Here is a 25,159-nt window from a genome sequence, read left to right on the forward strand (position 1 = left end):
CATGAACAAGAAAATGCTTGCGGGCGCCCTGGCGGCCTGCCTTTCCAGCGCGTTTGCGCCCGCCATGGCGGCGGCCGGCGCCCAGTGCGACGGCATGCCGCGCCTCGACGTCACCACGCCGGCCGGCTTTTGCGTGGCCGTGCTGGCCGACGGCCTGAAATTTCCCCGTGGCGTGCTGCCGCTGACGAATGGCGACATCCTCGTCACGGACATGACGGGATGGACGCCGAAGCAGGGTAAATTGTGGCTGTTGCAGCGCAAGGCGGCCGGCCCGGGCTACGAGCGCAAGCTGCTGCTCGACAAGCTCGACCGCCCGAACGGCATCGTACAGGGGCCGGACGGCCTGGTCTACGTGGGCGAGGTGGGACGCATCTTCCGCTTCGACCTGCGCGATCCCGCCCGCGCCATCACCGACGTGATCGGCGGCACGGCCAAGACGCCGCGCCTGCCGGGCCTCGGCCTGCATCTGCTGACGAACATGCGTTTCAGCCCCAAGGGCGACCTGTACGTGAACGTGGGTTCGAGCACCGACCATTGCGAAAACGATGGCAAGGCGCCCGATCCGGCCAAGGCTTGTCCTTCGGCGGAAGGTCCGGAAGCGCTGGGCGCCATCCGCGAATACACGATGGCATGGCCGGCGGGCACGGTGGCGAGCTGGCGCACGCATGCGCGCGGCTTGCGCAATTCGATGGCGCTGGCCTTCCATCCTGCGACGGGCGAGCTGTGGCAGGCGGAAAACGCGCGCGACGCCATCCAGGCCGCCATGCCGCAGCTCAAAAGCGACGAGAACCTGCCGCATGAGGAGCTGAACCTGATCAAGGCCGACCGGCATTACGGCTGGCCGTACTGCTACGACGACAATGTCGCCAGTCCCGAATATCCGAAAACGGCTTGCGACGCCCAATTTGCGGCGCCCGAGCGCCTGCTGCCCGGCCATGCCGCGCCGCTGGGCATGACGTTTTACACGGCCAGCCGCTTCCCGGAGCTGTACAGGAACAGCCTGATCATCGGTTACCACGGCTACCGCAGCAACGGCCACCGCCTGGTGGCCCTGCTGCCCAACAAGGCCGGTGCGCCCTTGGGCAAGTCCGTCGAGTTGATCGGCAACTGGGAGCGCAAGGGCAAGCAGGGCAGGGGCGCGCCCGTCGACGTGAAGCAGGGCCAGGACGGCGATATCTATATGGCCGATGACCATAATGGCCTGGTGCTCAAGCTGCATTATGCGGCGCCGGGCAAGCCGTAAGCGGCCTTCATCCGACGTCCTCGCTGGCGTTGCGGCGGGCGTCGGCTTACGGCCTTTGGCCTAAGCCGACCTACTTGAGCATGTAGGTCGGATTGGCGTGGCAATGCCGCGCGTAATCCGGCGTCATTGTTGGCATTACGGGTGCCGTCGGTTTACGCTTGATCTCGCTCAGTGCGGGGCCGCCGCATCCTCCTACAATCGGCCTGATGTTCCCTGTCGACCAGGGATGACGGGAGGCTGCCATGAAACCTGCATTCATCGCGCTGCGCGAGTATTACCCGAGCGTGGCCGCCGTCGACCAGGCGGCCCTGTTCGGCGAAATCGGCTGGGAAGACTTGATCGGCAAGGATAATTTTGCCAACACCTGCGCCATCCGCGTCAGCCTGGCGCTGATCAAGGCCGGCATCCAGGTCAAGGGCCGCATGGCCATCCGCAAGGGGCCGTTCAAGGGCGCGCTGATCGAGCCGGGACAGGCCAAGCTGGCGCACATGCTGTCCAGTCCCTCGATGTTCGGCGCGCCCGAAAAATTCGTCAGGGAGGTTGCCATCCCGGGCGTCGGCCAGCGCCAGGGCCTCGTCGCCTTCTTCCGCATCCCCGGTTACCTGGGCGGCGCGGGCGGGCATATCGACATTCTGCTGCCTTCCATCGGCGTGAAGGTGTGCGGCTCCGAATGCTACTGGGATTGCGGCGAGGTGTGGTTCTGGGAATTGCGCTAACGCCTATTTGAACTTCTTCGACCGTCCGCGCGAGGCCGCGTTGTGTGCGCGCAGGATGGAATCGACGCGCTCGGACGCATCGCGCGACAGGTTTTGCGCCACGGCGATATCGGGGAAGAATTCGGGCAGGCGGTAGCTGAGCCAGGCATACGCGGAGTAGTAGCGGCAGGTGTCTTCCACCTGCTGCAGATTCTGCGTGCCGCCACCATACGCGTGCTGGCGCAAGGTGCTCGTTTTTCCCTGCGACAGATTCTTCGCCCAGTGCTCCCACGCCGTCTGCAGGGATGGCACCTTGCTCGATATCGGCACCAGCGACAAAGTAAATTTGTCGGCCACGGACAGGGGCAGGGTGTCGAGCCAGACGGCGCGCTCCTTCTGGTCTTCCGTGATGCGCGGGAAGAAGAAGCCGTCGGGCACGTCGATATTGTGGATGAAGCGGCGCAGCAGTTTACTGAGCGACAGCTCGCCCGTCACCGATGAAATGCGGTGCAGGTGTTCGAGCGAGGGCGCCACGGCAAAGCCGCTGGTGTTCAGCGGATGCAGCTTTTCCTTGAGCAGCGCGCGCATCACTTCATGCGTCTCGTTGTCGTAGCCCGCCACCAGGCCCTCTTCATGCACGCCGTAGCGGCCCGCGCGCCCGGCGATCTGGCGCGCCAGCGCGGCGGAAATCTCTTCCTCTTCGCGGCCATTGTATTTGACGCAGGTGGTCATGACGATGCGCGCGATCGGCATGTTCAGGCCCATCGCCAGCGCATCCGTGCCGACGACGATATCGGCCGTGCCGTCGCGGAAGCGCTGCGCCTGCGCGCGCCGCACTTCGGGCGACAGGTTGCCGTAGACGGTGGCCACGGACAGCCCCGTTTCCGTGATCATGTCGCGCCACATCAGCACTTCGCGGCGCGAAAAGGCGATGACGGCGTCGCCGCGGCGCAGGTTGCGCACCTTGCGCACGGCCGTCGGCTCCATCGACAGGGGCGCCATGCGTTTCAATACATGCACTTCCAGCGGGCAGTCGAGGCGTTCGGCCAGCGCCTCGATGGCGCGCCGCGCTTCGGGCGCCCCCACCAGGTACACGGTGTGGGCGGGCGCGCCGCAGACGGCCGCCGTCCACGCGGCACCCCGGTCCGGGTCGGCCAGCATCTGGATTTCATCGATGACGGCCACTTCGACGACGGTTTTCGTGTCCAGCATTTCCACCGTGCTGGCCACGTGCGTGGCGCCGTCGACGACCCGGCGCTCCTCGCCCGTGATCAGGCTCACGGCCAGCGGTTTGCCGTGCGGCGCGGCTTCCTGCAGGCGTTCGTAGTTTTCCAGGGCCAGCAATCGCAATGGCGCGAGATAGATGCCGCTCTTCGCCTTGACCAGCGCTTCCATGGCGCGGTGCGTCTTGCCGGAGTTCGTGGGCCCCAGCAGGGCGATGAAGCGGCGCGGCAGGCGGCGTGCCATCTCGAACGAGGCGGGGTATTCGGCCAGGTTGATGCTCTGGCGCGTGCGTGCCGCGTGCTGTTCCTCCTGCTGGCGCTCGATGGCGTGGTTGAAGCGCTGGCGGATGCGGTCGAAGACCATGCCGGCCGGCTCCGACGTCTGCATGTCGGCCAGCGTGTGCAGGAAGACCATCGGGTCCGCATCCACGTCCTCGCTCAGGCCCGCGATATCGGCGACGAAATCGATCACGTGCTGGCGCAGTTCCTCGAAGACGGCCGCGCTGGCCCGTTCGCGCACCAGGGCCAGCTTGGTCTCGCGGTCCATCTTGCGCCACTTGGCCGGCCGCGCCAGCACGCCCTGTGCAGGCACGAGCGCATACGGCACCACCAGGTGGCCTGCCTTGACCACGCCGGAAAAGCGCACGAAGACGCGGCCTTCCATCTTGACCAGGCGGATATGCTCGGCCAGTTCCCCCAGTTCCGCGACCAGGGTGGCGTCGTTATTGTCTTCGGTGCTGTCGGAAAGGTCGGTGGAGGTGTCGGGAGGAAGTGCGGAGGAAGTCATGTCGTGCCTGGGTGTTGAAGTAAGCGAGGCCGATTATACCGTGCGCCGGGCAAAGATTTTTCCCCGGCGCCCGATGCGGCTGTCGCACGAGCGCGATCTGTAAAGCGACGATTCCTTGAGGCGGATAAGCAACTGGCAAACATGGAGGGCGGCGCTGCCACCTGCTTGAAAATCATCTTGCTTGAACGAGGAATGGGAATCCGATATCCCGGTGCTTTGCGCTTAGCGGTTTTTCCTGCGACATTTTTATTCGGCTGAAATTTTCATGAATGTATTTTTATTAATTTTGTTAAATTTTTGAATTTAACATTAAAATTTCAATTGCCGTGGCACCGATAATAACAAAGAGTATGTTTTTATCGATATCCATGGCGATGATATTCGTATCGCGCCGGTCTTTTTCATTGCGTGAGGAATTATCCGATGGCGCGAAATGAATTGAATTATCTTGACAATTAATAATGCCGAGATGATCATGGGCTCAGATTTTGCAGGGGTATTTTAGTATCTTTTCACAATATCTGAAATTGATGGCGACGTACGGCATTATTCTGGATGCCGGTCTGGCTATCGGCTGGGGCGTGCCGCGTTGATATGCACGGTTTTGATTTGACGGTGCTCCAGGATACGCTGGCGGCCGCAGGATTTTCCATTTCGCGCTGACGCACGGCCAGCGCGCGATGACACCCGACATACCTGTGTATGTGGCCCTGCGTCAGAGGATGGCGCACGCAGGGATTCATCAGCCATCCGATTTTGGGAGAACTCCATGAATAAAAAGCTCGCTGCATTTCTTTTCGCGTCAGGCCTCGGTTTGGCGGTGACTGCAACGCCGGCCTTTGCCAGCTGCTATAGCGCCTGCGCTGCCGAGTGGAGGGCTTGCATCGCCGCCGGTACCTCTCAAGCCGAGTGCGGCGCCGAGCGGTCCGCCTGCCAGCAATCCTGCAATTGACGGGAGAAATACTGCGCGCTGCGGCAGCCACTATCGTAGCCTGTTGCCGCTGACGCCAGCAAGCCATGGCGCCGATGGCAGTTCAGGCTGCCCGTGCGCGCACGGCGCGTAGCCCCCAGCCGGTGGCGATCAATCCGTCGCCGGCTTGCAGCGGCGCTGCGGCGTCCATGAACGCATGACCTTCGCCGCAGGCCAGGTCGAGCACCGCCAAGGGGTTATTGCTGACCGACACGAGGTCGGTCAGTACGGCATAGGACAAGGCGTAGCTGGTGGATGCGGTGCATGAGCGCTCTTATCCAGTGCACCATTGCGCCAGATCAGACGGCAAGGCGTGGAAAGCGATCACATTAGTTGAGTCCCTTTCGCAGCGAGCCGATTTTGCCTTGATCCTGCCTTCCCATGCGCACCCTGATACTCGGCTTTGCCGCTGGCGCCGCCTGGTTGCAGACGCAGGCAAGCTTGCCGCCGCACGCGGGCGCGTTGCTGTGGGTGATCGCTGGCGCGGCGCTGCCGATGGCGTGGCTGTTGCGCCGTCATGCGCGCTGGCGCTGCGTTGTTGCGCTAGCCGCCGGCGTGGGGCTGGGCTTTTACTGGGCGGCCTGGATGGCCCAGGCAGCTCTGGCGCCGCAGCTGGCGCTGGCCGACGAGGGGCAGGACATTGTCGTGACGGGGACGGTGGCCAGCTTGCCGTACCGCTTCGAGCAGGGCGTGCGCTTCAATTTTTCCGTGGAGAAGGCACTCAATGCGAAGGTGCCGCCCTTGATCGCCCTGTCCTGGTACGCGGGCTTTCGCGATGCGGTGACGAACGAGGTGGGCGACGTGCAGCCGGGTGAACGCTGGCGGCTGACGGTGCGCCTGCAGCGCCCGCATGGCAACGCGAATCCCATGGGCTTCGATTACGAGGCGTGGCTGCTGGAGCAGGGCGTGCGCGCCACCGGCTATGTGCGGCCGCAGCCGCGCGCCGATACCCCCAACGTGCGCCTGGCGGCCTTCGTGCCCGCTTTCGGCAATGTGGTGGAAGCGAGCCGCGCAGTGTTGCGTGCGCGCATACTGCGCAGCCTGGAAGGTAAACAGTATGCGGGCGTGATCGTGGCGCTGGTGGTGGGCGACCAGCGCGCCATTCCACAGTCGGACTGGCAGGTATTCAACCGCACGGGTGTCAGCCATCTGATTTCGATTTCCGGCCTGCACATCACCATGATCGCGGGTCTGTTCGCCCTCGGGGCGGGCGGGCTGTGGCGGCGCTCGTTTTTCACGGAGCGGCAACTGCCTTTGCTGCTGCCGGCGCAAAAAGTGGCGGCGCTGGCTGGTGCGCTGGCGGCATGTGTATATGTACTGCTGGCCGGCTTCGGCGTGCCCGCGCAGCGCACTTTATATATGTTGCTGGTGGTGGCGCTGGCCTTGTGGCTGGGACGCATCACCAGCATCGTTCACGTGCTGTGCCTGGCGCTGGGCGTGGTCGTGCTGCTCGACCCGTGGGCCGTGCTGTGGCCCGGTTTCTGGCTGTCGTTCGGCGCCGTCGCCACCATGCTGTACGCGACGGCGGGCCGTACCACGGCGCCTTTGCCGGAGAACGCCAGCCGCTGGCGCCGTCTGCGCGCGGCCGTGGCGCTCGGTGCGCATACGCAGTATGTGGTGACGGTGGGGCTGGTGCCGTTGACGATGCTGCTGTTCTCGCAAGTCTCGCTCGTGTCTCCCGTGGCCAATGCGCTGGCCATTCCCGTCATCAGTCTGGTCGTCACGCCCTTGTCGCTGGCGGGCAGTTTGCTGCCGGCGCCCCTGTCCGACGCGCTGTTGCTGCTGGCGCACGCCATCGTGCAGATGCTGGCGCAGGTACTGGACTGGCTCGGTGCGCGCCGCTTTGCCGTCTGGACGGCACCCGCGCCCCCAATGTGGAGTTTTTGCTGGGCATTGTTCGGCACGGCCTGGCTGCTGGCGCCCAGGGGATGGCCGCATCGCTGGGTCGGCATGCTGGGCTGGCTACCGCTGCTGACGGCCTTGCCGTCCAGCCCGCCACCGGGCCAGATGTGGATCACGGCCTTTGATGTGGGACAAGGCATGGCCGTGCTGGTGGAAACGCATGGCCACCGCCTGCTGTACGACACGGGACCCGCCTACAGCCTCGATGCCGACGGCGCCAGCCGGGTCATCGTGCCGTATCTGCGGGCGCGCGGCATCGGCAAGCTCGACGGCGTGATCATTTCCCACAGCGACCTCGATCACGCGGGCGGCGCCGTGTCCTTGCTGGAAAACGTGCAGGTAGGCTGGCTGGCCTCGTCACTGTTCGATGGCCACCCGGCCGTCGAGGCGCGGCGGGTATCGCACCGTCCCTATCTGCATTGCATGGCGGGCCAGGGCTGGACCTGGGAAGGCGTGCATTTCGCCATGCTGCACCCGCTGCCCGCCAGCCATACGGACATTGCCCTGAAACCGAACGCCCGCAGCTGCACCGTAAAAATCACGGCAGGCAAGCATGCAATCTTGCTGGCTGGCGACATCGAAGCGGCGCAGGAGGCGCAGCTGCTGGGGCGCTCGGCAGACGGTGAACTGGCGGCCGATGTGCTGCTGGCGCCGCACCACGGCAGCGGCACCTCGTCGACACCGGCATTTTTGCACGCCGTCCATCCGGCCCTGGCGATCTTCCAGGTGGGGCACCGGAACCGCTATAAACATCCGAAGCCGCAAGTGTATGCGCGCTATGGCGACATGGGCATTACGCGGTTGCGCACGGATGTAACGGGGGCGGTGGTGCTGGAGTTTGGCGACCATATTAATGTGACGCAGTATCGGGCCAGCCGGCCGCGCTACTGGCAGGGGCGCTAGCGGACGCGGCTGCATTAATGGTATATATCTGTCATGGGTTGGCAGCCCCGACGCTGCCTGGATGATACTGAAAGGGTGAAGATGGGTCTGTTTAGTTGGAAGAAAACGGCGGTCGTGCCGGTGATCAGCTTCGAGTCGCGGATCCGCTCCCAAAGCAAGCCGTCGAAGACGCTGTCATATGACTTGCAGGGGCGTAAATTACCGGCGGCGCTACGTCTTCAGCATCCGTATCTGTTTCATGTGACGGACCTGCCAACCGCCGAGGCGATCGTGCAACACCGCGTGCTGCAAGGCGCTTTCGACCATGTGACGCTGTCGCAGGAATTGCAGGGCGCGCTTTCGCAGGCGGAAAGAAATGGATGCGTGCTGATTTTTCGGTTTCAGGGATCCGCCGTTGTCGGGCCGGCGCCGCTGGCGAAAGCGAAGGAGGTGGCTTACCACCATGTGGGTTCGGAGGGATATGTGGAAACCTTTATTGCGTATGGCACCGTGACGCCGCTGGAGCTCATCGCGATATCGTTTCGTGGCAACGCGCCGATCTATGATGTGGCGCGGGTCCTCAATACGCCTGTTTCTGTTCGCATCAGGTCATAGCGGCCGTTCACGGGCGCAGGCGTCAGCTGTGCCGCTCGTCCGGTATCTCCAGCCCCCTCTGCCGCACATACTCCAGGAACAGCCGCGCACCCTTGGCCATCCTCGACGTGCCGTAGACGGCATGGATGCTGGGATCGAGCTCTTTTGACGACGTCAGCCGGTATGCCGTGCAGACCCGGCGCAGGGTGCCGGCGGCCACGGCAGGTTCCGCCAGCCAGCTGGCCAGACGCACGATGCCGGCGCCTTCCAGGGCGGCCTGGAAGGTGGCGATGCCGGAAGTAAAACGGAAGCGCGGCTGCACCTGGTAGCGCACGTTGCGCGTGGCAGAGACGAAATGCCAGTCGCGCAGGATGCGGGGGGCCGAGTGCATGATGACGTCGTGGCCGGCCAGCTCTTCCGGTTCCTCGGGCGCGCCCATGCGGGCGATGTAGTCGGGCGAGGCGTACATATAGCGGCGGTAGTTCCACAGGGGATAGCCGATCAGTTCGCTGGACTGGGGGAAGGCGCCGCGGATGGCGAAATCGAGCTTTTCCTGGATGGGGTCGATCGATTTGTCCGAGAAATGGATGTCCACGGACACATTCGGATAGTCGCGCGAAAATTGCGCCACCACTTTCGGCAGGAAGCCCAGCGACAAAATTTCCGGCGCCGAGAGGCGCACCCAGCCTTGCGGCGAGTTGCTCAATTCCGCCAATTGCTCTTCCGCCTCGGCCTGCGTTTCCAGCAAGTGCTTGGCCGACGCGTAATAGGTTTCGCCGGCCGTCGTCAGGGTGAACTGCTTTTGCGTGCGCAGGATCAGCTCCGCGCCGATGGCTTCTTCGAGGAACTGGATGGCGCGCGTGACGGCCGACGGCGAGCGTCCCAGCATGCGCGCCGCGTGGATGAAGCTGCGCTTTTCCACCACGGTGCAAAAGGCGCGGATTTCCCACATCAGTTTCATCGACATCGCGTGACTCCCGGCAAAAGAGGCCAGTAGACCGCACGGAGCGCATTCCGTCAAGCGTTACGCCTGATTGCGTTTTCCGCAATTTGAAGTTGCATCCGAAAAAGTGCCTGACGCCTATACTGCCGCTGTCGCCCATTCCATATTGCCTATCATGCTGACCATTTCGCTGCTGTGTTTATTTGCCTTCTTTGCCGGCCTGATCGATGCCGCCGTGGGTGGGGGCGGGCTGATACAGCTGCCGGCCCTGTTCAACCTGATGCCGAACATGGCCTCGACCTCCTTGCTGGGCACGAATAAGCTGGCGTCCGCCTGCGGCACCACGTTTGCCGCCCGCTCGTTTGTCGGCAAGGTGCATATCCCCTGGCTGCTGGTGCTGCCCGCCGTGGCCAGCGCCTTCGTCATGTCCTTCATCGGCGCGGCCGCCGTGTCCTACGTGCCGCAGCAGGTGGTGCGCCCCATGGTGCTGGTATTGATCATCATCATGGCCATCTACACCTTCATCAAGAAGGATTTCGGCACGACGCGCGAAGCGCGTCCTATCGGTCCGCGCGAACGCGTCCTCGCCATCGTCATCGGCGGCGCCATCGGCTTTTATGATGGCCTGTTCGGGCCGGGCACGGGCAGTTTCCTGATTTTCCTGTTCATCCGCGTCTTCGGCTTCGATTTCATCCTCGCCTCGGCTTGTTCGAAACTGGTGAATATCGCCACCAACGTGGCCGCGCTGGCCTTCTTCATTCCCGCCGGCCACGTAGTCTACGCGGTGGCAGCGCCGATGGCCGTGTGCAATATCTTGGGCGCCCTGACGGGCACCTGGATCGCCGTGCGCCGCGGCGCCGCCTTCGTGCGCATCCTCTTCCTCGTGCTGCTGGTGCTGCTGATCGTGAAGTTGTCCTACGACATTTTCTTCAAGTAAGTTTTTGAACGACACTAGCCATGAAAACCATCCGGGGCGTACTGTGGGACAACGATGGCGTGCTGGTCGATACCGAACAGCTGTTTTACGAAAGCAACCGCGACTTGCTCTTGCCCTACGGCATAGAGCTGACGCCGAAGCAATTCTTTGACTGGTTCCTGGACAATAACTACGGCGCCTGGCATCTGCTGCTGGGACAGGGCCACGCCATCGAACTGGTCGAGCGCCTGCGGGCCGAGCGCACCGTGCTGTTTGCGCAACGCTTGCGCCAGGCGGGCCAGCTGGCCATCCCCGGCATCGGGCAAGTGCTGGCGGCGCTGCGCCCGCACGTGGCCATGGGCGTGGTCACCAGTGCCTACGAACAGCATTTCCGCATCAGCCATGCGGCCACGGGCTTGTTGCAGCACTTCGGTTTCGTGCTGACGCGCGAAATGTATGGCGAAAGCAAGCCGGCGCCCGACGGCTACCAGCTCGGCTTGCAGCGCCTGGGCCTGGCCGCCGCCGACTGCGTGGCCGTGGAAGACTCGCCGCGCGGCTTGCGCGCCGCCAGGGCGGCCGGGCTGGAATGCATCGTCGTGCGCAATCCCATGAACCGTCACCACGCGTTTGACGACGCTTTTTGCGTGGTCGATTCCAACGCCGAGCTGGGCGAAGTACTGGCCTCGTTCGTGCCCGGCATGGCACCAGCGCGCCCGCTGCCAGCTCGGAAATTAGAGGCCTTCCTCTGATCCGTCTTGCCGGCATGCCATTACAATTGCCTATCGCATTCACCGGCCTCGTCCCACGATGACCCTCCCGCAACTGCACTTTGCCCACGCCAACAGTTATCCTGCCGGTACCTACCGCAAGCTGTTCGGCTTGCTGGGCCAGCACTACACCGTGCAGGCGCTCGACATGCATGCGCACGACCCGGCATATCCCGTCAGCACGGGCTGGCCCGAGCTGGTGCGCGAGTACATCGACGACCTGGAACGCCGCTACAGCGCGCCCGTCATCCTCGTCGGCCATTCGCTGGGCGGCATGCTCAGCGTGATGGTGGCCAAGCAGCGGCCCGACCTGGTGCGTTGCGTGGTCTTGCTCGATTCGCCCGTGGTGGCGGGCTGGCGCGCCTTGCTGGTGCGCCTGGCGCGCAACACGGCGCTGGGCGAGCGTTACTCTCCCGCCCGCTTTTCCGCCCGGCGGCGCAAGCTGTGGCCCGACGCGCAAGCGGCCTATGAACACTTCGCGGCCAAGGACATGTTCGCCATCTGGGCGCCGCAAGTCTTGCGCGACTACATCGACAGCGGCCTGGTTCCCCATCCTGAAGGGGTGCAGCTGCGGTTTACGCGCGAAGTGGAAACACAGGTCTACCGCAGCTTGCCGCACCATATCGGCGGCCTCGTCAAGGATGGTTTTCCCGTGCCCATCGGCTTTATCGGCGGCACGGAATCGGTGGAATGCCGCCAGGCGGGGCTGACGGCCACGCGCAAGCTGGTCGGCAAGTTTTTCCGCCAGGTGCCGGGCGGCCATCTGTTTCCCATGGAGAACCCGGAACTGACAGCGCAAGTGGTGCGCGAGATGATCACGGCATTGCTGGCGAAACAATAGCCTTCCGCCAAGGATTTTCAGGGGATGGGGGCCAACAGCGGCGGATTTTCGCGTAAAATCCTGCCATTCGGGCCGCGCCTGCCCCAGGCGCGCCGCCCCAGCCATTCGATATTCTAGAAAGATACCCCTGCGATGACGATTAAAAGCGATAAATGGATACGCCGCATGGCGGAAACAACGGGCATGATCGAGCCGTTCGAACCGGGCCAGGTCAAGGAACGCGACGGCAACCGCATCGTTTCCTACGGCACCTCCAGCTATGGCTATGACATCCGCTGCGCCGACGAGTTCAAGCTGTTCACGAATATTAATACCACCATCGTCGATCCCAAGGATTTTGACGCGAATAACTTCGTCGACGTGTCGGGCAAGGGCTATTGCATCATCCCGCCGAATTCGTTCGCGCTGGCCCGTACCGTGGAATACTTCCGCATTCCCCGCAATGTATTGACGATTTGCCTGGGCAAGAGCACGTATGCGCGCTGCGGCATCATCGTCAACGTCACCCCGTTCGAACCGGAATGGGAAGGCTATGTGACCCTGGAGTTTTCGAATACGACACCGTTGCCGGCAAAAATCTACGCCAACGAAGGCGTGGCGCAAGTGCTGTTCTTCGAATCCGACGAAGTGTGCGAAACGTCGTACAAGGACCGCGGCGGCAAATACCAGGGCCAGGTCGGCGTGACCCTGCCGAAGACCTGATTGATTGATTGATTGATTGATTGCTTGCTTGAGCGGGCAGGGCGCCAGTCCTGCTTTAAATCTGTTTCAGCAGCCACGCTTTCAGCGCGCTTGACGGCTGGTACAGGGGAACATGGCCGCGCAGCAAGATTTGCGCGCTGCGCCGGTAGGCCGCGCCGTCGATGGCGATGTTGCCCGTCGCCCCGTCCTGGCGCGCCACGATGGTGGTGTCCAGGATGCCGGCCGGGTTGGCTATGCCCAGTTCAATCTCTGTCTCCATTTGCTTGACCGGTGGCACGCCGCGCGCCAGCGCATGCGCCACCGTGCCCGGGATCAAACAGGCGGCCGCCAGGCAGCAGCCGCCCGAGACGGCCAGCGAGGCGTGGCCCGCCTGCGGCGTAAAGTAACGCACCGCAATATTTCCTTCTTCTGATGCCGGCCCCACGATGCAGAACTTGGGGATGGTTTCGCTGCGTTCCAGCTCTTCCAGGGTCATCAACCCGCCATCGCGCTTGCGCAAGCCCATCAGCAGTCCCGCCGCGCTCCACACCTGGCGGATCGCCTGCATGAAAGCCGTGTCCGCTTCCAGTTCCGCGATGGACTCGTGCGCCGTCTTGCCGAACTGGCTCGCTGACGCGATGACCATGGGCACGGCCACATCCACGCACGAGACCGCATAACTGTGCACCACATCCTGCGCATTGCCTGTTGGCAATAACTTGCCCGTCTTGGCGCCTGCCGGCTGCCGCAGGAACAGGTCCACGCGGGGGAAGTTGCCGGTCACGCCAGGAATGCTGGCGGCCGTAAAGCTGCCATCGAGTTCGCGCGCCATGCGCGAGGTGGTGATGACGCCCGTGTTGGTGTTGCGGATTTCGATATCGTGCGCGCCGATGGCCAGCGCCTCGATCACGCCGCTGTCCAGTCCCCACAGTTGCAGGGCGGACGACATATTGCCGCAGTTCACGCTCCAGTCGATATCGCCATGCTCGCCGGCCAGCTGCACCAGGGTGCTGACCAGGCGCGGCTGGCCCGCATGCTGTTCCACCTCGGCGAGGAAGACTTTATTGCTGGTAGGCGCGCCCCGTCCCAGGCCCGTGATTTGCCGGTTGCCCGGCTGCCGCCCGGACTGGGGCACGCCCATCAGGTGGCGCAGCAATTCCTCACGCAGCGTTTGTGCGGCCGGCACGCAGGCCGCGTGCAAGACCAGGCCCGTCGACGTGCCGCCACGCATGTGGTGGACGGGAAACTCGATCACGCCGCAGCGCAGGTGGGGCACGAGGTCGGGCAGGGCGGGCAGCAGGGGCGTCATCATCATGGATCGTGGTCAAGGCAGGAAGCGCCAGTGTGCCAGTTTTTCTTGCTGGTGTGCAATCGGATGGTGGGCGCGGCGTCTTTACATGGCTTTACCCGCCTTTACACTTGCCGCCCTGTATTGAGTACCTTGCGCGCCGATAATAAGGTATTGAATGATCAGGGAGGCAGTATGGTAGCGGCAATCGGTTCCGGCAGCGCAGTCAGCGCGGCCAGTAGCGCCAGTGCGGGCAGCAGTGCGCAGATCGCGGCGCTGCAAAAGCAGATCACGGCGGCGCAAAAGCAGTTGACGGAGTCGCAGAAGGGCGAGCAGACGGACGCGTCGCAAAAGCTGCAGCAGCAGCTGGCGCAGCAAATCCAGGCCTTGCAGGCACAAATTGCTCAGTTGCAAGCGGCGGCCGCGCAGCAGGCGGCGCAACAGGATACGCAGACGGCCAGCAGCGCCGACACGGCGGCAAGTCCCGCCAAGTCCGTCTCGTCCACGCTGGGCAGCATCATCGATACCCAGGCGTAAGCAAGTCTCGGGCAATACTCGCCGCCAGCTCAGCCTGGCGTTTTGACGGGCAGCAGCATCTCCACGCACAGCCCGCCGCCGCTGCGCAAGCTGGCGCCGATGCGGCCGCCATGGGCGCCGATGACGTGCTGGGCGATGGCCAGGCCCAGGCCGTGGCCGTCCGTGCTGTGCTGGGTATTGCTGGCACGGAAGAACGGCTGGAAAATGCTGGCCAGGTCCGCGCTGGCCACGCCGGGGCCGCGGTCCAGCACGGCGATGCGCAGCAGATCCTGCTTGCCGTCATGCAGGCGCGACCGCTTTACGTCCACCGTGCCGCCATCGGGACTGTGCTTGACGGCATTGCGCACCACGTTTTCCACGGCGCGCGCCAGCAGTTCGGGCCGGCCCGTGACAGCGGCGCCGGCGCTGGCCGCGTCGCCCGCCAGGGCGATGTCCACTTGGCGCGCCTTCGCTTCGTAGCGGGCGTCTTCCAGAATGTCGTGCAGCAGTTCGGCAATGTCGACGTCTTCGCTGAGCGGGGAGCCGGCACCGGCTTCCAGCCGCGACAGGGTCAGCAGTTCGCCGATCAGCTTGTCCATGCGTTCGCTTTCGCGCTCGATGCGCTGCATCGAGGCGTCCATCTTGTCCGGCTGCTGGTGCGCCAGGCCGATGGCGGCCTGCAAGCGCGCCAGCGGCGAGCGCAGTTCGTGCGACACGTCATGCAGCAAGCGCGTCTGGCTCTCCATGAGATGGCGCAAACGGCCCGTCATGCGGTCGAAATCGCGGCCCAGGTCCGTCAATTCATCGCCGCGCTTGCCGCTGGCGTGAAAACGGGGCGCCAGGTCACCGTGCGAGGCGGCCTCGAACGCTTGCCGCAAGTCGCGGATGGGGCGCGCAAAATACCAGGCCAGCAAGAAGGCGAACAGCAGGCTGGCGGCGATGGCGGCGCCCAGGGGAATGAAGGTGCGGTAGGGGCTGTCCATGCGCGGGCCGGGCGGCATGCCGCGGCCGAATTCGCCGCGTGGCGGCGCAGTGCCCGCTTCCCTGGGCCGTGGACCGGGTCCCATGGCGCGCGGGCCGCTGAGGGTAACGGCATTGAGGGTGTCGCGCGCGGCGCCTGCCTCGGCATTGCGGAAGCGTTCGGACGAGGGCAGGAACAGCAGATAGCGCTGGCCGTCGCTGCCCGTGACCGTGCGCACGACGGGATGGGGCTGGCTTTGCTCCAGCATGGCGCGCGCCTTGCTCAGCATGGCGGGATGCACCGCGCGGCCCATCAGTTCGTGTCCGCGTCCATCGACGGCAAACACGCGCATGCGCTCGAGCTTGCCAAGGAATTGCCGCAAGGCCGCGCTGCCGCCCGCTTCCAGGGTGGCGCTGGCAGCCTCGATGATCATTTGCGCGGGGGGACTGGTGTCGATGTCGAGGGCCCGTTCCTGCTGTGCCGCCCGGTTTTTCAGCCAGAACGTGCCGCCGATGCCGATGGTGGCCGTCACTTGCGCCAGCATGATGCACAGAAAAAACTTCCAGAACAGACGCCCCACGCTTACTCCTTGATCAGCTGGTAGCCGAGACGGTACACGGTCTGCAGGCAGGAGCGGCCGTCGGCCAGGGTGCCCAGTTTGCGGCGCAGGCTGCTCAAGTGCACGTCGATATTGCGGTCGAAGCGGGCCATGGGCCGGCCCAGGCCCAGTTCGGACAGTTGATTCTTGCTCACGGGCTTGCCGGCATGGCGCACCAGCACTTCCAGCAAGTTGAATTCCGTGCTCGTCAGCTCCAGGTGGGTGCCGGCCCAGGAAATGCGGCGCTGTTCCGGCCACATCGTCAGTTGCCCCACGGTCAGCGGCGCCATGCCCGTGCTGTCGTGCGGCGCCGCCTGCGCGCGGCGCAGGATGGCGCGGATGCGCGCCGTCAGCTCGCGCGGCGTGCACGGTTTGGTCACGTAATCGTCGGCGCCCAGCTCCAGGCCGACGATGCGGTCCGTGTCGTCGCCGCGCGCCGTCAGCATCAAAATGGGCAGGTTGCTGCCGGCGCGGATGCGGCGCAGGGTTTCCAGGCCATTCATGCGCGGCATCATGACGTCGAGGATGGCGATGGCATACAGGCCCGTCAGCGCTTCGGCCGCGCCGCTTTCGCCGTCATGCACGGCGCGGGCGTCAAAACCTTCCTGCGTCAGATATTCCTGGAACATGCCGACCAGTTCCACGTCGTCATCGATTAACAAAACCTTGCTCATGCCTGTGCTTTTTCGGGTGAATATCGCCCGATGATAGCAGTCAACAGGGGCCCTTCAGGGCCCTTTTACCCGCTTTTACATACGTCCGCTTACATTTGCGGCCTTTCCTTTACACGCTTTTACGCGGCCCTAACGTTGCTTTACACGCCAGACGCCGACAATCAGGGCTGACCGCCACGAAAGGAAAGCCCGATGAAACACCTGAGTATTGTCCTGTCCCTGTTGCTGCTGTCCGCCTGCAGCATGCCGCTGGTCGCCCTGGCGCAGCAGGAAGCTGCGCCGGACGGCCCGCCGCCGCAAGCCATGCCAGGGCCGCCGCCCGGCTTCGGCCACGGCCCAGGCGGGCCCGGCGCGCCAGGCTTGCCGCTGTTCCTGCGCGGCATCGAATTGAGCGAAGCGCAGCAGGACAAGGTCTTCGCCGCCACCTATGCCCAGGCGCCCTTGCTGCGGGAACAGGAAAAGATCGCCTTCAAGGCCCATGCGCAGTTGCGCGAGCTGGCCGCATCCGATGCCTACGACGATGCGAAGGCCGGTGCGCTGGCCAGCACGGCGGCGCAAGCCATGGCGACGATCAGCTTGCTGCAGGCGCGGCTGGAGCAGCAATTGCTGGCCGTGCTGACGCCGGAACAGCGCCAGCAGACGCAGCAGCAGCGCGACGGCCGGCCCGGCCCGCGCCATCCCCAATCACCGACAGGAGATTGACCATGAGCATCAGTGCCTTGAGTTCCAGCAGCGCCGCTACCCAGCTGAGCGCGTTCAACCGCGTCAGCGGCGGCAATACCGGCAGTGCCGACAGCGTAGGCGGCGCGCGGCCGCCAAGGCAGGAAGATAAGGGCTTTCTCGATGCCGTTTCCAGCGCCCTGTCGTCGATCGGCGTGACGGTGCCCGACACGGCGTCGCCCGACAGCACTAGCGCCGACACGGGCACGGCCAGCAGCAGCGATGCGGGCCAGGCATTGGGAGCGTTCCTGCACCAGTTGATGGGCAGCCTGCACGCCCAGGGCGGCGCGGGTGCCAGCGCCGGTGTCGACAAGGAGGGCGACAAGGGCGGGGGGCGGGCACGGGGGCATGGCAATATCAAATCGGACTTGCAAAGCCTGATCCAGACCCTGTCGTCGGGCACGGGCAGCGATAACAGCAGCGTTTCGGACTTGCAATCAAGCTTTTCCAGCCTGATCACGGCCTTGGGCGGCAGCGCCAGCACCAGCGGCGACAGCAGCGCCAAGCTGAGCAGCTTCTTGCAGGCGCTGTCGGGCAGCTTGGGCGCAGCCAATGCGGGCGGCAGCGTGTCCACTAGCGGCAACCTGGTCAATACAACGGCCTGAACCATGGAACGCAAGCTCGCCCCGGTTGCCAGGAAGGCGCTCTCGCGCCATGCGACACAAGCGCTGTTCCTGTGCGCCAGCCTGAACCCTGCCTTGGCGGGCTTGCCCCACTTGTTGGAGTATGTATGGAATTACATGATCACGGTCTGGCATCCGACCTCGAAATGATGCGGCAGGCGGCCGAGCGGCGGCAAGTCCTGCGCTGGCTGCTGGCCGGCGCCGCCGCCTTGCCTTTGATGAGCTGCGGGGGTGGCACGGACGCCGGCGGTATGGCCGCGGGCAGCACCGGCACCGTGACGCTACCGGCCACGGGCGCCTGCACGGTGATCCCCGAGGAAACGGGCGGGCCGTATCCGGCCGACGGCACGAACACGCATGGCGGCAGCATCATCAACGTGCTGAACCAGTCGGGCGTCGTGCGCAGCGATATCCGCGCCAGTTTCAATGGCGCCACGGGTGTGGCGGCGGGCGTGCCGTTGACCATCCAGTTGCAGTTGCTCAACGCCAGCGGCGGCTGCGCCAGCCTGGCCGGCTACGCCGTCTACCTGTGGCATTGTGACCGCGAAGGCCTGTATTCGCTGTATTCGAGCGGCGTGACGGCGCAAAATTACCTGCGCGGCGTGCAGGAAACGGACAGCGCCGGCAAGCTGGCCTTTACGACCATCTTTCCCGGCTGTTACGCGGGTCGCATGCCGCACGTGCATTTGGAGGTCTATCCCAGCCTGGCCAAGGCGGCCAGTGCCGCGAACCGCATCAAGACCTCGCAATTCACGTTTCCGATGGCAACCTTGAACGAGGCTTATGCGGCCAGCGGCTACACGGCCAGCGTGCGCAACCTGGCGCAGATCAGCTATGCCACCGACAATGTCTTCAGCGACGGCGCCAGCCTGCAGATGGCCACGGTGACGGGCAATGCCACGGATGGCTATGTCGTCACCCTGACGATCGCCGTGAACGGTTAAGTTGCTGTCATGAAACCCAGGTCGCGCCGGCTGAAGTTGCCGATGTTCGGGAACACCTCGGCCAGCTGGCTGTCGGCCACGCCGAACCACTTCGCCAGGGTGGCGCCGTACTGGTCGACGGAGGTGGTCGGCAGCAGGGCGCCGGAACCGACGTCCAGCTCATGGCCCAGGCCCGTCGTGGGGAAGGCGCCGTAGATGTCGCGGCCCTTGACGGCGCCGCCCACGACAAAATGGTGGGCGCCCCAGCCGTGATCCGTGCCGTCGCCGTTGCTGCTGAAGGTGCGGCCGAAGTCCGACGCCGTAAACGTCGTCACCTGGCGCCGCAGGTCCGTGCCCTGCAGCGCCGCCAGGACCGTGTCGAAGTACGCGAGCGCATGGGCCAGGCGGGCCATCAGGTCGCCATGCAGCTCCTTTTGGCGGTCATGCGTGTCGAAACTGCCCAGGGTCACATAAAACACTTGCCGTTTCGCCCCCAGGGGGCCGCGCCCGCCGATGATGCGCGCCACGGTCTGCAATTGCACGGCCAGCGGATTGACGCCGGACGCGCCCGTGTTCGGATTGACGTAGGGCGGGGGATTGGGCACGCCGCCCGCGCCGGCGGCCAGCATGGCGCCGCTGAGGATGCTCTGGCTGGAAATGGCGCGCTGCACGACGGCCACGTGTTCCTGTTCGATCAGGTCGCTGCCCGCATCGTTGATGATGGCTTGCAAGGCGCCCGCGCCGCCAGTGCTGCCATACAGGCTGCCGCTCAGGCCGCGGATGGGCACGGCGCCAGACTGGCCCACCTGGAACTGGCGTACCTGGCGCCCGCTGAGGAAGATGGTGTTGCCCGCGGCGGAAATGGCCGTGAACATGGCATTCGTATTGCCGGCGCCGGCCACGTCGCCGATGCGCCCGCCCCAGCCCGTGCTGGCCCCTTCCGGCGAACCTGATTGCCACGTCGATTGCTGGTCGCTGTGCGAAAACAGCCTGGGTGGCAAGGCCACGCTGCCCGCCTTGTACTGCGCCAGGGTGGCGGGCTGGATCAGGGTGCCCACATTGGCCACGACGGCGGCGCGGCCATTGTCGAACAGGTCTTTCAGGGGGGCGAGTTGGGGATGCAGGGCGAAGGCGCGGCCCGTTTGCGCAGTCGCGGGCACGATGGGCAAGACGCCGCCCGTCTCGCCCACGCCGGGCAGATGGATGGAGTCGGCGGCGCCCGTGTTGCGCAGGCGCGTGTATTCATTCCATGACGTGGGATCGGTGGCCAGCACCGTGTTGAAGGCGTCGTTGCCGCCGGCCATGAACAGGCACACCATGGCCTTGTAGTCGCCGGCCGATTGCGCGGCGGCGTTGCCCATGGCGGCCAGATTCATGGCGAACGGCGCGGCCGTGGTGCCGGCCAGGCTCAGCATGGAACCGAGGAAGCGGCGGCGGGAAAAGGGGAAGTTTTGCATGTGATCGCTCTTACTTTTGTACCAGGTAGGCCGGCGAGGCCATGGTCAGGAAAATGGCCAGCTTGACGCGGTTGGCCTGGGCCGTGGCCACTTGCGCGGCATTGCTGGCCGTGGCCGCGGGGATGCTGACGCCATTGACGGCGGTCAGGATTTGTCCGCGCAGCCTGGCAGGCATGCTGCCATGCATCAGAAGAAGGTCGATGCGGTCGAGCAAGGCACCCGCATCGGCGGCCAGCGCCAGTTCGCGCGTGTAGTCGGGCTTGATGTCGCGGCCGTCGCCCACGCCGCTATTGATGGCTTCCTGCATGAAGTTCAGATAGCCCGTCACCGATGGCTCGGACGTGTTCTGCAGCTCCGGCGCCACCAGGCCCGCGCTGGCCAGCGCGGAGTTGGGCGGCGTATAGGCGGGGCGGAAAAAACTGAAGACGGAGGCGGGATTCAAGGGACTCTGTCCCAGGCCGCTCAAGGGGTCGTCCAGGTAATAGATGCTGTAGCGGCCGCTGGCAGGCCTGGCATCGAAGGCGCGCATCCAGCCGGCCAGGCGCAGCAGTGGCTCGCGCAACTTGCCTGTGCGCAGGGTGGTGCCGCCTGGGGCCAGTGCCTCGGGATCGAGCAGCACGGCGCGGATGACGGCTTGCATGTCGCCGCGCACGCCGCTGCCATTGTTGGCAAACGCGGCGGCCACGCGGCCCACATAGGCGGGGCTGGGATTGCTGCTGACCAGACGCTGGATCAGCTGGCGGGCAAAGAACGGTCCCGCGTTCGGATGGTTGAACAGGGTGTCGAGCGCCAGTTTCAGGTCGGCCTGGCCGCTGCTGGCCCCGGAAATGCTCTGGCCCAGGAAGCGCTTGTCGCCGCTGGAATGAAAGGCCGCGTAGTTCTGCATCGGCTTCCAGTCGCGGTCGGGATCGGCCGTGCTGCCATAGAAGCGGGCGGCGCTCTGGTCAGGACCGGCCCAGCTCCAGCCCGTAAAGACGCGCGCCAGGCCCGCCACGTCGTCGCGCGTGTAGGTCTCGATGGGCTTGCCGCCGGACAGTTTCAGGCTGCCGTCCGCATTCAGCTGGTACAAACCGATGGTAAACAGCTGCATCACTTCGCGCGCGAAGTTTTCATCGGGCGTGCGCGTGGCCGATTCCTTCTGGTTGCGCAGGTGCGACAGGTACAAGCCCATCATCGGATGCAGGGCCACGCCTTCCAGCAGATCGCGGAAGTTGCCAAAGGCACGCTGGCCCAGCATGTCGTAATAGCTGGCCACGCCACGCACTTGTGGGCGCACGGACTCATTCTGCATAGAAATGACAAAGATTTCCGACAGGGCGAAGGCCATGCGCTGGCGCAATTGATCCTCGCCGCGGATACCCTGCTGCCAGAAGGTTTCATACATCCCCGTAAAACCCACTTTTTGCCCGCCGGCCGCCTGCGCCGCCAGCATGGCGTCGATATATTTGCGGTGCAAAGTTTGCGGCTTGGAAAACTGGGCCTTGAACCAGGCGTCGCTGTCGCTGGCGGCCAGCGCATCGATGGCGGCCATGTCGGGACCGAACGTGGCGCGGCCCAGGAAACGCGACGCCTCCTGGCGCGTGAAGGTGGTGGCTGCCAGGCCGGCCGGGGGCGTGGTCAGGGGCGGCGGCGCGATGGTGTCGCCAGGCGCGGCGGTGCCGGGGGCTAGCGGATCGCCGGGGATGGCGGTCGCCGGCGGCACGATTGAGATGTCCGGGTTCTGGCTGGAGCCGGTCTTGCTGTCGCCGCCACCGCCGCAGGCGGAAAGCAGGCTGAACAAGATGGCGGCCAGCAAACGGCGCAAAGTAGAGTCAGTCATTTAGTTTCTTTCAGGCAATCAAATTCTAGCCCGTTAATTGTAGGCCTTGCCTACCAAAAACACGTTTCCAATTAAGTATTTACGTGTTGGCCACGTTTATTTTTGCCTGACGTTGGCGTGGTGTTGCGGTCATTTTCGCTGTGGTAGCGCGAACTTTATTTTTTAAAAATAAAAAATATTTTTTGCCGCTGGCGGGCACTGTGGCGCATAGGCGACGTAATCATTCCTGCCAATTAAGCTTGTTTGAAAGCTCATCTTGACAACGAAACTCGCTTCGCCGGAAACCATGGTTTTTATCCCATCGGCGAAACGCCGTTCGCCGTCGCGTCCCGCTCTTCTCCAGGGCCTGGCTGGCATGGCCCTTGCGTCAGGCAGGCATGGGCCACCCGCCCGTCTTTCATCGGAGCCTGTCATGACCAGCCGCCTGCTCGCCTATCGTCCCGAAATGGAATTGCCGGAAGCGCCGGGCGTGCTGTCCCTGCAGCACGAAGATGAGCTGGCACTGGCGGCGCAATTGCTGGAATTGCAGGCGCCGTCCCAGTTCGATACTTTCCTGGCGCGCCAGCTGCGCGCAACCGCGGCGGGCCAGCAAGTGCGCGGCACGCCGCTGGAAGGGCCGTTGCGCCAGCTGCTGGGCAAGGTGGTGGCGCCCCTGCTGCCCCTGCATGGCGGCTCGCCGCAGGCGCTCAAGCGGCGCGCCGCCCGCATCTTCGGCATGGAACTGGAAGGATTGAGCCCGGAAGACAAGGAATTCGAACTGGCGCGCCAGGTCGTGCATCTGATCGATGCCGTCAATACGGCGCTGGCGCAGGACGGCGGCGCGGGTGCGCGCGCGCCCAGGGCAGGGGTGGAAACGGCCCTGTCGCAAGTGGCACGCAGCGTGGCGCCAGGCTTGCTCAGGCAGGCGGCGCAAGCGTCAGGACGGGACGGTGGCCGCTGGCGCCGCGAGGGCGGGCACATCGTCGTGCTCGATTGTTAGCCGGACGGCCAGTTCGTCCGGCACTGTAGTGTCAACCGAGGTGCTAACTTTTAGGAGCTCATCATGCATGACTTAGATCGTACGACCCTGGAATACGGGCAGGAGATGTCCGGCTTTGAAGCGGAACAGTTCGAGTTTGGCCAAGGCGAGTGGAGCGGCGAGGGTGGCGCGAACGCCATGTTTTCCGAGGCCGAAGAAATGGAACTGGCCAATGAACTGCTGTCGGTCAGCAATGAAGCCGAACTGGAACAGTTCCTCGGCAATTTCCTGCGCAAGGCCGCCTCGGTGGCGGGCGGCATCATCAAGTCGCCCGTGGGCCAAGCCATCGGCGGCGTGCTCAAGGGCGTAGCGAAAAAGGCGATTCCCCTGGCCGGCGGCGCCATCGGCGGCTATTTTGGCGGTCCGCTGGGGGCCAAGATCGGCAGCGGCCTGGCCTCGGCCGCCGGCAATGCGCTGGGGCTGGAAGCGGAGTCGTCGTCGAACGAAGACCGCGAATTCGAGGGTGCCAAGCAGTTCGTGCGCCTGGCCGCCGACACCGTCAACCGCGCCGCCCAGGCACGCGGTTCGGGCGACCCGCGCGCCATCGCCCAGGCGGCCGCCAGCGCGGCGGCGCGCCAGTTCGCGCCCGGCCTGCTGGGCCGCCCCGGCAGCCAGGTTGCCACGCAGAACGGCAGCGGCGCCGCTGCGGGCGGGGCCATGGCGCAGGGCGGCGCGGCAAGGGGCTCGGCGGGCATGCGTCCGTCCAGCGGGCGCTGGGCGCGCCAGGGTCATAAAATCGTCCTGTACGGCGTCTGACATCATGGCCATCGGCGCTTATGCTGGCTGGATGCTGGCGCAGGAGGCGCGCTCGCTGCTGACGCGGCTGGCGCGGTTGGAACCGTTCGCGCTGATCGAGCCGACGGTGCTGGCGGCCGCCCTGATGCCCAGCGCCCAGTCGGCCATCGAAAGCCAGCTGGTGCAGGGACGGCGCGAATTGCGGCGCATGGTCGCCCAGTTCCAGCGCTGGCTGCGGCGCGAGCACGCCGATGGCGCCAGCATGGCCACCGCCGCCGATGCGCAGCGCCGCTTCACCTTCCTGCGCCTGAAATTCAATGCCGCGCTGACCCAGTTCGACCTGTTCAACGAGGTCATCACGCAGCGCAGCGAGCACAAGACGGGCGTCTGGCTGGCCGGGCTCGACATCGTTGCCGCCGATGCGCTGGCGCTGCCCGGCAATGTGTACCAGGCGCCGCCCGTGATCTGCTACCTGGACCGGGGGCCGGGCGCCGCCATCCGCCGTGCGCGCACGCGCTTGCCGGGCGGCGGCGACAATCCCGTCGCCATCATCCGCCTGCCGCGCGAACGCATGATCGGCAGCAGCATCGCCTCGTCGCTGGTGCACGAGGTGGGCCACCAGGGCGCGGCGCTGCTGGACCTGGTGGCCTCCTTGCGGCCCGTGCTGCAAGCCATGCAGCATGGCGGCAGCGGTCTGGTGCACGTGTGGCAGCTGTGGGAACGGTGGATTTCCGAGATCGTGGCCGATTTCTGGTCGCTGGCACGGGTCGGCGTGGCCGCCACCCTGGGCCTGATCGGCGTGGTCAGCCTGCCGCGCGTGTTTGTCTTCCGCCTCAATATCGACGATCCCCATCCGGTGCCATGGCTGCGGGTGCGCCTGAGCTGCGCCATGGGGCGGGCCTTGTATCCGCATCCGCAATGGAACCAGCTGGAGCAGCTGTGGTTGTCGTACTACCCGCTGACTGGCTTGCCGGCGGCCCGGCAGCGGCTGCTGGCGCAGCTGCAGGACAGCATGGCAGCCCTGGTGGGCTTGCTGGTGCAGCACCGGCCACCGGCCTTGCGCGGGGGCTCGCTGGCCGAAGCCATGGCCGTGCACACACGCCAGCCGGCCACGCTGGCGCAGCTGTTCCGCAGCTGGAACCTGGCGCCGGCGCAGATGTACCAGGCCACGCCGACCCTGGTGTTCGCCGTGCTGGGCCAGGCGCGCGCCAGCGGCACCTTGAGTCCGGAAGACGAAAGCGAGCTGCTGGAACGGCTGCTGACTCACTGGGCCCTGCGCAGCACCCTGGACACGTCGGAGCTGTGCGCCGATGCCGTGCGGCATGGCCGCCAGTCCGGCAGGCCGCTGCCGCCCCTGGCATCCCGTTTGATTATCCATTGAGG

Annotated in this window: 25 protein-coding genes; 16 read left to right on the top strand and 9 right to left on the bottom strand. The window is 65.0% G+C overall.

The genetic code is table 11. The annotated features are described in order from the left end of the window. The first annotated feature begins 1 nt into the window (after position 1). Both ACQ4WQ_RS06945 and ACQ4WQ_RS06950 read left to right on the top strand, forming a co-directional pair. Complete coding sequence (locus ACQ4WQ_RS06945) at positions 2–1,243, top strand: PQQ-dependent sugar dehydrogenase (protein WP_436495630.1); 1,242 nt, start codon at positions 2–4, stop codon at positions 1,241–1,243. Positions 1,244–1,485: 242 nt separating this feature from the next. Beyond that, entirely contained in the window at positions 1,486–1,959 is a 474-nt protein-coding gene (locus ACQ4WQ_RS06950) for a T6SS effector amidase Tae4 family protein (protein ID WP_436495632.1), read from the top strand. Between the two features lie 3 nt (positions 1,960–1,962). Here the strand turns inward: ACQ4WQ_RS06950 and ACQ4WQ_RS06955 are convergent, their stop codons facing one another. After that, a complete protein-coding gene (locus ACQ4WQ_RS06955) occupies positions 1,963–3,948 on the bottom strand; it encodes a helicase-related protein (protein WP_326456036.1) in 1,986 nt (661 codons plus the stop codon). Between the two features lie 769 nt (positions 3,949–4,717). Here ACQ4WQ_RS06955 and ACQ4WQ_RS06960 point away from each other — a divergent pair. Continuing rightward, complete coding sequence (locus ACQ4WQ_RS06960; RefSeq protein WP_436495634.1) at positions 4,718–4,900, top strand: hypothetical protein; 183 nt, start codon at positions 4,718–4,720, stop codon at positions 4,898–4,900. An 82-nt stretch (positions 4,901–4,982) separates the two neighbouring features. Here the strand turns inward: ACQ4WQ_RS06960 and ACQ4WQ_RS06965 are convergent, their stop codons facing one another. Further along, positions 4,983–5,159: a hypothetical protein gene (locus tag ACQ4WQ_RS06965; protein ID WP_436495636.1), complete on the bottom strand. Its 177-nt coding sequence runs from the start codon at positions 5,157–5,159 to the stop codon at positions 4,983–4,985. A gap of 140 nt (positions 5,160–5,299) precedes the next feature. Here ACQ4WQ_RS06965 and ACQ4WQ_RS06970 point away from each other — a divergent pair, with 140 nt between their 5' ends. Both ACQ4WQ_RS06970 and ACQ4WQ_RS06975 read left to right on the top strand, forming a co-directional pair. Then, positions 5,300–7,723, top strand: a complete 2,424-nt coding sequence (locus ACQ4WQ_RS06970) for a DNA internalization-related competence protein ComEC/Rec2 (RefSeq protein WP_436495638.1) — start codon at positions 5,300–5,302, stop codon at positions 7,721–7,723. A gap of 81 nt (positions 7,724–7,804) precedes the next feature. Continuing rightward, complete coding sequence (locus ACQ4WQ_RS06975) at positions 7,805–8,317, top strand: hypothetical protein (RefSeq protein ID WP_436495640.1); 513 nt, start codon at positions 7,805–7,807, stop codon at positions 8,315–8,317. A gap of 22 nt (positions 8,318–8,339) precedes the next feature. On the opposite strand, the gene ACQ4WQ_RS06980 is transcribed toward ACQ4WQ_RS06975, so the two are convergent. Then, positions 8,340–9,263, bottom strand: a complete 924-nt coding sequence (locus tag ACQ4WQ_RS06980) for a LysR family transcriptional regulator (RefSeq protein WP_436495642.1) — start codon at positions 9,261–9,263, stop codon at positions 8,340–8,342. A 151-nt stretch (positions 9,264–9,414) separates the two neighbouring features. On the opposite strand from ACQ4WQ_RS06980, the gene ACQ4WQ_RS06985 reads away from it, so the two are divergent. From ACQ4WQ_RS06985 to dcd, 4 genes are all read left to right on the top strand, one after another. Then, a complete protein-coding gene (locus tag ACQ4WQ_RS06985) occupies positions 9,415–10,176 on the top strand; it encodes a sulfite exporter TauE/SafE family protein (protein ID WP_070224469.1) in 762 nt (253 codons plus the stop codon). 20 nt (positions 10,177–10,196) lie between these two features. Next, positions 10,197–10,904 carry an HAD family hydrolase gene (locus ACQ4WQ_RS06990; protein WP_436495644.1) on the top strand — a complete coding sequence of 236 codons (708 nt, stop codon included), beginning with the start codon at positions 10,197–10,199 and terminating at the stop codon, positions 10,902–10,904. 58 nt (positions 10,905–10,962) lie between these two features. Continuing rightward, the gene (locus ACQ4WQ_RS06995) at positions 10,963–11,763 is read left to right on the top strand and encodes an alpha/beta fold hydrolase (protein ID WP_436495646.1); all 801 of its coding nucleotides are present in this window, start codon (positions 10,963–10,965) and stop codon (positions 11,761–11,763) included. 132 nt (positions 11,764–11,895) lie between these two features. Continuing rightward, positions 11,896–12,465: a dCTP deaminase gene (gene dcd / locus ACQ4WQ_RS07000; RefSeq protein ID WP_034755486.1), complete on the top strand. Its 570-nt coding sequence runs from the start codon at positions 11,896–11,898 to the stop codon at positions 12,463–12,465. Between the two features lie 55 nt (positions 12,466–12,520). Here dcd and ACQ4WQ_RS07005 read toward each other — a convergent pair whose 3' ends face one another. Continuing rightward, on the bottom strand, positions 12,521–13,759 hold the full coding sequence (locus tag ACQ4WQ_RS07005; RefSeq protein ID WP_436495648.1) for a PrpF domain-containing protein: 1,239 nt from the start codon (positions 13,757–13,759) through the stop codon (positions 12,521–12,523). Positions 13,760–13,927: 168 nt separating this feature from the next. On the opposite strand from ACQ4WQ_RS07005, the gene ACQ4WQ_RS07010 reads away from it, so the two are divergent. Further along, positions 13,928–14,269, top strand: a complete 342-nt coding sequence (locus ACQ4WQ_RS07010) for a FlxA-like family protein (RefSeq protein WP_326456045.1) — start codon at positions 13,928–13,930, stop codon at positions 14,267–14,269. Positions 14,270–14,298: 29 nt separating this feature from the next. Here ACQ4WQ_RS07010 and ACQ4WQ_RS07015 read toward each other — a convergent pair whose 3' ends face one another. Together ACQ4WQ_RS07015 and ACQ4WQ_RS07020 are read right to left on the bottom strand one after the other, a co-directional pair. Then, positions 14,299–15,789 carry a sensor histidine kinase gene (locus ACQ4WQ_RS07015; protein ID WP_436495650.1) on the bottom strand — a complete coding sequence of 497 codons (1,491 nt, stop codon included), beginning with the start codon at positions 15,787–15,789 and terminating at the stop codon, positions 14,299–14,301. Positions 15,790–15,791: 2 nt separating this feature from the next. After that, positions 15,792–16,481, bottom strand: coding sequence for a response regulator transcription factor (locus ACQ4WQ_RS07020; protein ID WP_326456047.1), 690 nt, complete (start codon positions 16,479–16,481; stop codon positions 15,792–15,794). A gap of 192 nt (positions 16,482–16,673) precedes the next feature. On the opposite strand from ACQ4WQ_RS07020, the gene ACQ4WQ_RS07025 reads away from it, so the two are divergent. From ACQ4WQ_RS07025 to ACQ4WQ_RS07035, 3 genes are all read left to right on the top strand, one after another. Further along, positions 16,674–17,183 (top strand): Spy/CpxP family protein refolding chaperone, encoded by a 510-nt coding sequence (locus ACQ4WQ_RS07025; protein WP_436495653.1) that lies wholly within the window; start codon positions 16,674–16,676, stop codon positions 17,181–17,183. A gap of 2 nt (positions 17,184–17,185) precedes the next feature. Further along, the gene (locus ACQ4WQ_RS07030; protein WP_436495655.1) at positions 17,186–17,806 is read left to right on the top strand and encodes a hypothetical protein; all 621 of its coding nucleotides are present in this window, start codon (positions 17,186–17,188) and stop codon (positions 17,804–17,806) included. A gap of 125 nt (positions 17,807–17,931) precedes the next feature. Then, positions 17,932–18,768: a dioxygenase family protein gene (locus ACQ4WQ_RS07035; RefSeq protein WP_326456051.1), complete on the top strand. Its 837-nt coding sequence runs from the start codon at positions 17,932–17,934 to the stop codon at positions 18,766–18,768. On the opposite strand, the gene ACQ4WQ_RS07040 is transcribed toward ACQ4WQ_RS07035, so the two are convergent. From ACQ4WQ_RS07040 to ACQ4WQ_RS07050, 3 genes are all read right to left on the bottom strand, one after another. Further along, on the bottom strand, positions 18,765–20,204 hold the full coding sequence (locus tag ACQ4WQ_RS07040; RefSeq protein WP_436495657.1) for a DUF1501 domain-containing protein: 1,440 nt from the start codon (positions 20,202–20,204) through the stop codon (positions 18,765–18,767). The two genes, ACQ4WQ_RS07035 and ACQ4WQ_RS07040, sit on opposite strands and share 4 nt — an antisense overlap. Positions 20,205–20,214: 10 nt before the next feature. Further along, positions 20,215–22,023: a DUF1800 domain-containing protein gene (locus tag ACQ4WQ_RS07045; RefSeq protein WP_326456053.1), complete on the bottom strand. Its 1,809-nt coding sequence runs from the start codon at positions 22,021–22,023 to the stop codon at positions 20,215–20,217. A gap of 162 nt (positions 22,024–22,185) precedes the next feature. Beyond that, complete coding sequence (locus ACQ4WQ_RS07050; protein ID WP_436495659.1) at positions 22,186–22,437, bottom strand: hypothetical protein; 252 nt, start codon at positions 22,435–22,437, stop codon at positions 22,186–22,188. On the opposite strand from ACQ4WQ_RS07050, the gene ACQ4WQ_RS07055 reads away from it, so the two are divergent. The 3 genes from ACQ4WQ_RS07055 (at position 22,436) to ACQ4WQ_RS07065 (ending at position 25,157) form a co-directional block, all read left to right on the top strand. Further along, the gene (locus ACQ4WQ_RS07055; RefSeq protein ID WP_436495661.1) at positions 22,436–23,002 is read left to right on the top strand and encodes a hypothetical protein; all 567 of its coding nucleotides are present in this window, start codon (positions 22,436–22,438) and stop codon (positions 23,000–23,002) included. The genes ACQ4WQ_RS07050 and ACQ4WQ_RS07055 overlap by 2 nt on opposite strands. A 63-nt stretch (positions 23,003–23,065) precedes the next feature. Continuing rightward, complete coding sequence (locus tag ACQ4WQ_RS07060; protein WP_326456056.1) at positions 23,066–23,797, top strand: hypothetical protein; 732 nt, start codon at positions 23,066–23,068, stop codon at positions 23,795–23,797. Between the two features lie 67 nt (positions 23,798–23,864). Beyond that, positions 23,865–25,157: a hypothetical protein gene (locus ACQ4WQ_RS07065; protein ID WP_436495980.1), complete on the top strand. Its 1,293-nt coding sequence runs from the start codon at positions 23,865–23,867 to the stop codon at positions 25,155–25,157. Positions 25,158–25,159: the final 2 nt, after the last annotated feature.

The sequence above is a fragment of the Janthinobacterium goodfellowi genome (assembly GCF_051380695.1).
In the GTDB taxonomy this organism is placed as follows: domain Bacteria; phylum Pseudomonadota; class Gammaproteobacteria; order Burkholderiales; family Burkholderiaceae_D; genus Janthinobacterium.

Excerpts from the sequence above, each read along its gene's own strand:
- ACQ4WQ_RS07040 (WP_436495657.1), bottom strand. The coding sequence starts at position 20,204 with ATGCAAAACTTCCCCTTTTCCCGCCGCCGCTTCCTCGGTTCCATGCTG.
- dcd (WP_034755486.1), top strand. The coding sequence starts at position 11,896 with ATGACGATTAAAAGCGATAAATGGATACGCCGCATGGCGGAAACAACG.
- ACQ4WQ_RS06970 (WP_436495638.1), top strand. The coding sequence starts at position 5,300 with ATGCGCACCCTGATACTCGGCTTTGCCGCTGGCGCCGCCTGGTTGCAG.
- ACQ4WQ_RS06975 (WP_436495640.1), top strand. The coding sequence starts at position 7,805 with ATGGGTCTGTTTAGTTGGAAGAAAACGGCGGTCGTGCCGGTGATCAGC.
- ACQ4WQ_RS06980 (WP_436495642.1), bottom strand. The coding sequence starts at position 9,263 with ATGTCGATGAAACTGATGTGGGAAATCCGCGCCTTTTGCACCGTGGTG.
- ACQ4WQ_RS07055 (WP_436495661.1), top strand. The coding sequence starts at position 22,436 with ATGACCAGCCGCCTGCTCGCCTATCGTCCCGAAATGGAATTGCCGGAA.
- ACQ4WQ_RS06955 (WP_326456036.1), bottom strand. The coding sequence starts at position 3,948 with ATGACTTCCTCCGCACTTCCTCCCGACACCTCCACCGACCTTTCCGAC.
- ACQ4WQ_RS06995 (WP_436495646.1), top strand. The coding sequence starts at position 10,963 with ATGACCCTCCCGCAACTGCACTTTGCCCACGCCAACAGTTATCCTGCC.
- ACQ4WQ_RS07030 (WP_436495655.1), top strand. The coding sequence starts at position 17,186 with ATGAGCATCAGTGCCTTGAGTTCCAGCAGCGCCGCTACCCAGCTGAGC.
- ACQ4WQ_RS07025 (WP_436495653.1), top strand. The coding sequence starts at position 16,674 with ATGAAACACCTGAGTATTGTCCTGTCCCTGTTGCTGCTGTCCGCCTGC.
- ACQ4WQ_RS06960 (WP_436495634.1), top strand. The coding sequence starts at position 4,718 with ATGAATAAAAAGCTCGCTGCATTTCTTTTCGCGTCAGGCCTCGGTTTG.
- ACQ4WQ_RS07020 (WP_326456047.1), bottom strand. The coding sequence starts at position 16,481 with ATGAGCAAGGTTTTGTTAATCGATGACGACGTGGAACTGGTCGGCATG.
- ACQ4WQ_RS06950 (WP_436495632.1), top strand. The coding sequence starts at position 1,486 with ATGAAACCTGCATTCATCGCGCTGCGCGAGTATTACCCGAGCGTGGCC.
- ACQ4WQ_RS07060 (WP_326456056.1), top strand. The coding sequence starts at position 23,066 with ATGCATGACTTAGATCGTACGACCCTGGAATACGGGCAGGAGATGTCC.
- ACQ4WQ_RS07045 (WP_326456053.1), bottom strand. The coding sequence starts at position 22,023 with ATGACTGACTCTACTTTGCGCCGTTTGCTGGCCGCCATCTTGTTCAGC.
- ACQ4WQ_RS06990 (WP_436495644.1), top strand. The coding sequence starts at position 10,197 with ATGAAAACCATCCGGGGCGTACTGTGGGACAACGATGGCGTGCTGGTC.
- ACQ4WQ_RS07050 (WP_436495659.1), bottom strand. The coding sequence starts at position 22,437 with ATGACAGGCTCCGATGAAAGACGGGCGGGTGGCCCATGCCTGCCTGAC.
- ACQ4WQ_RS06985 (WP_070224469.1), top strand. The coding sequence starts at position 9,415 with ATGCTGACCATTTCGCTGCTGTGTTTATTTGCCTTCTTTGCCGGCCTG.
- ACQ4WQ_RS07005 (WP_436495648.1), bottom strand. The coding sequence starts at position 13,759 with ATGATGATGACGCCCCTGCTGCCCGCCCTGCCCGACCTCGTGCCCCAC.
- ACQ4WQ_RS07035 (WP_326456051.1), top strand. The coding sequence starts at position 17,932 with ATGGAATTACATGATCACGGTCTGGCATCCGACCTCGAAATGATGCGG.
- ACQ4WQ_RS06945 (WP_436495630.1), top strand. The coding sequence starts at position 2 with ATGAACAAGAAAATGCTTGCGGGCGCCCTGGCGGCCTGCCTTTCCAGC.
- ACQ4WQ_RS07010 (WP_326456045.1), top strand. The coding sequence starts at position 13,928 with ATGGTAGCGGCAATCGGTTCCGGCAGCGCAGTCAGCGCGGCCAGTAGC.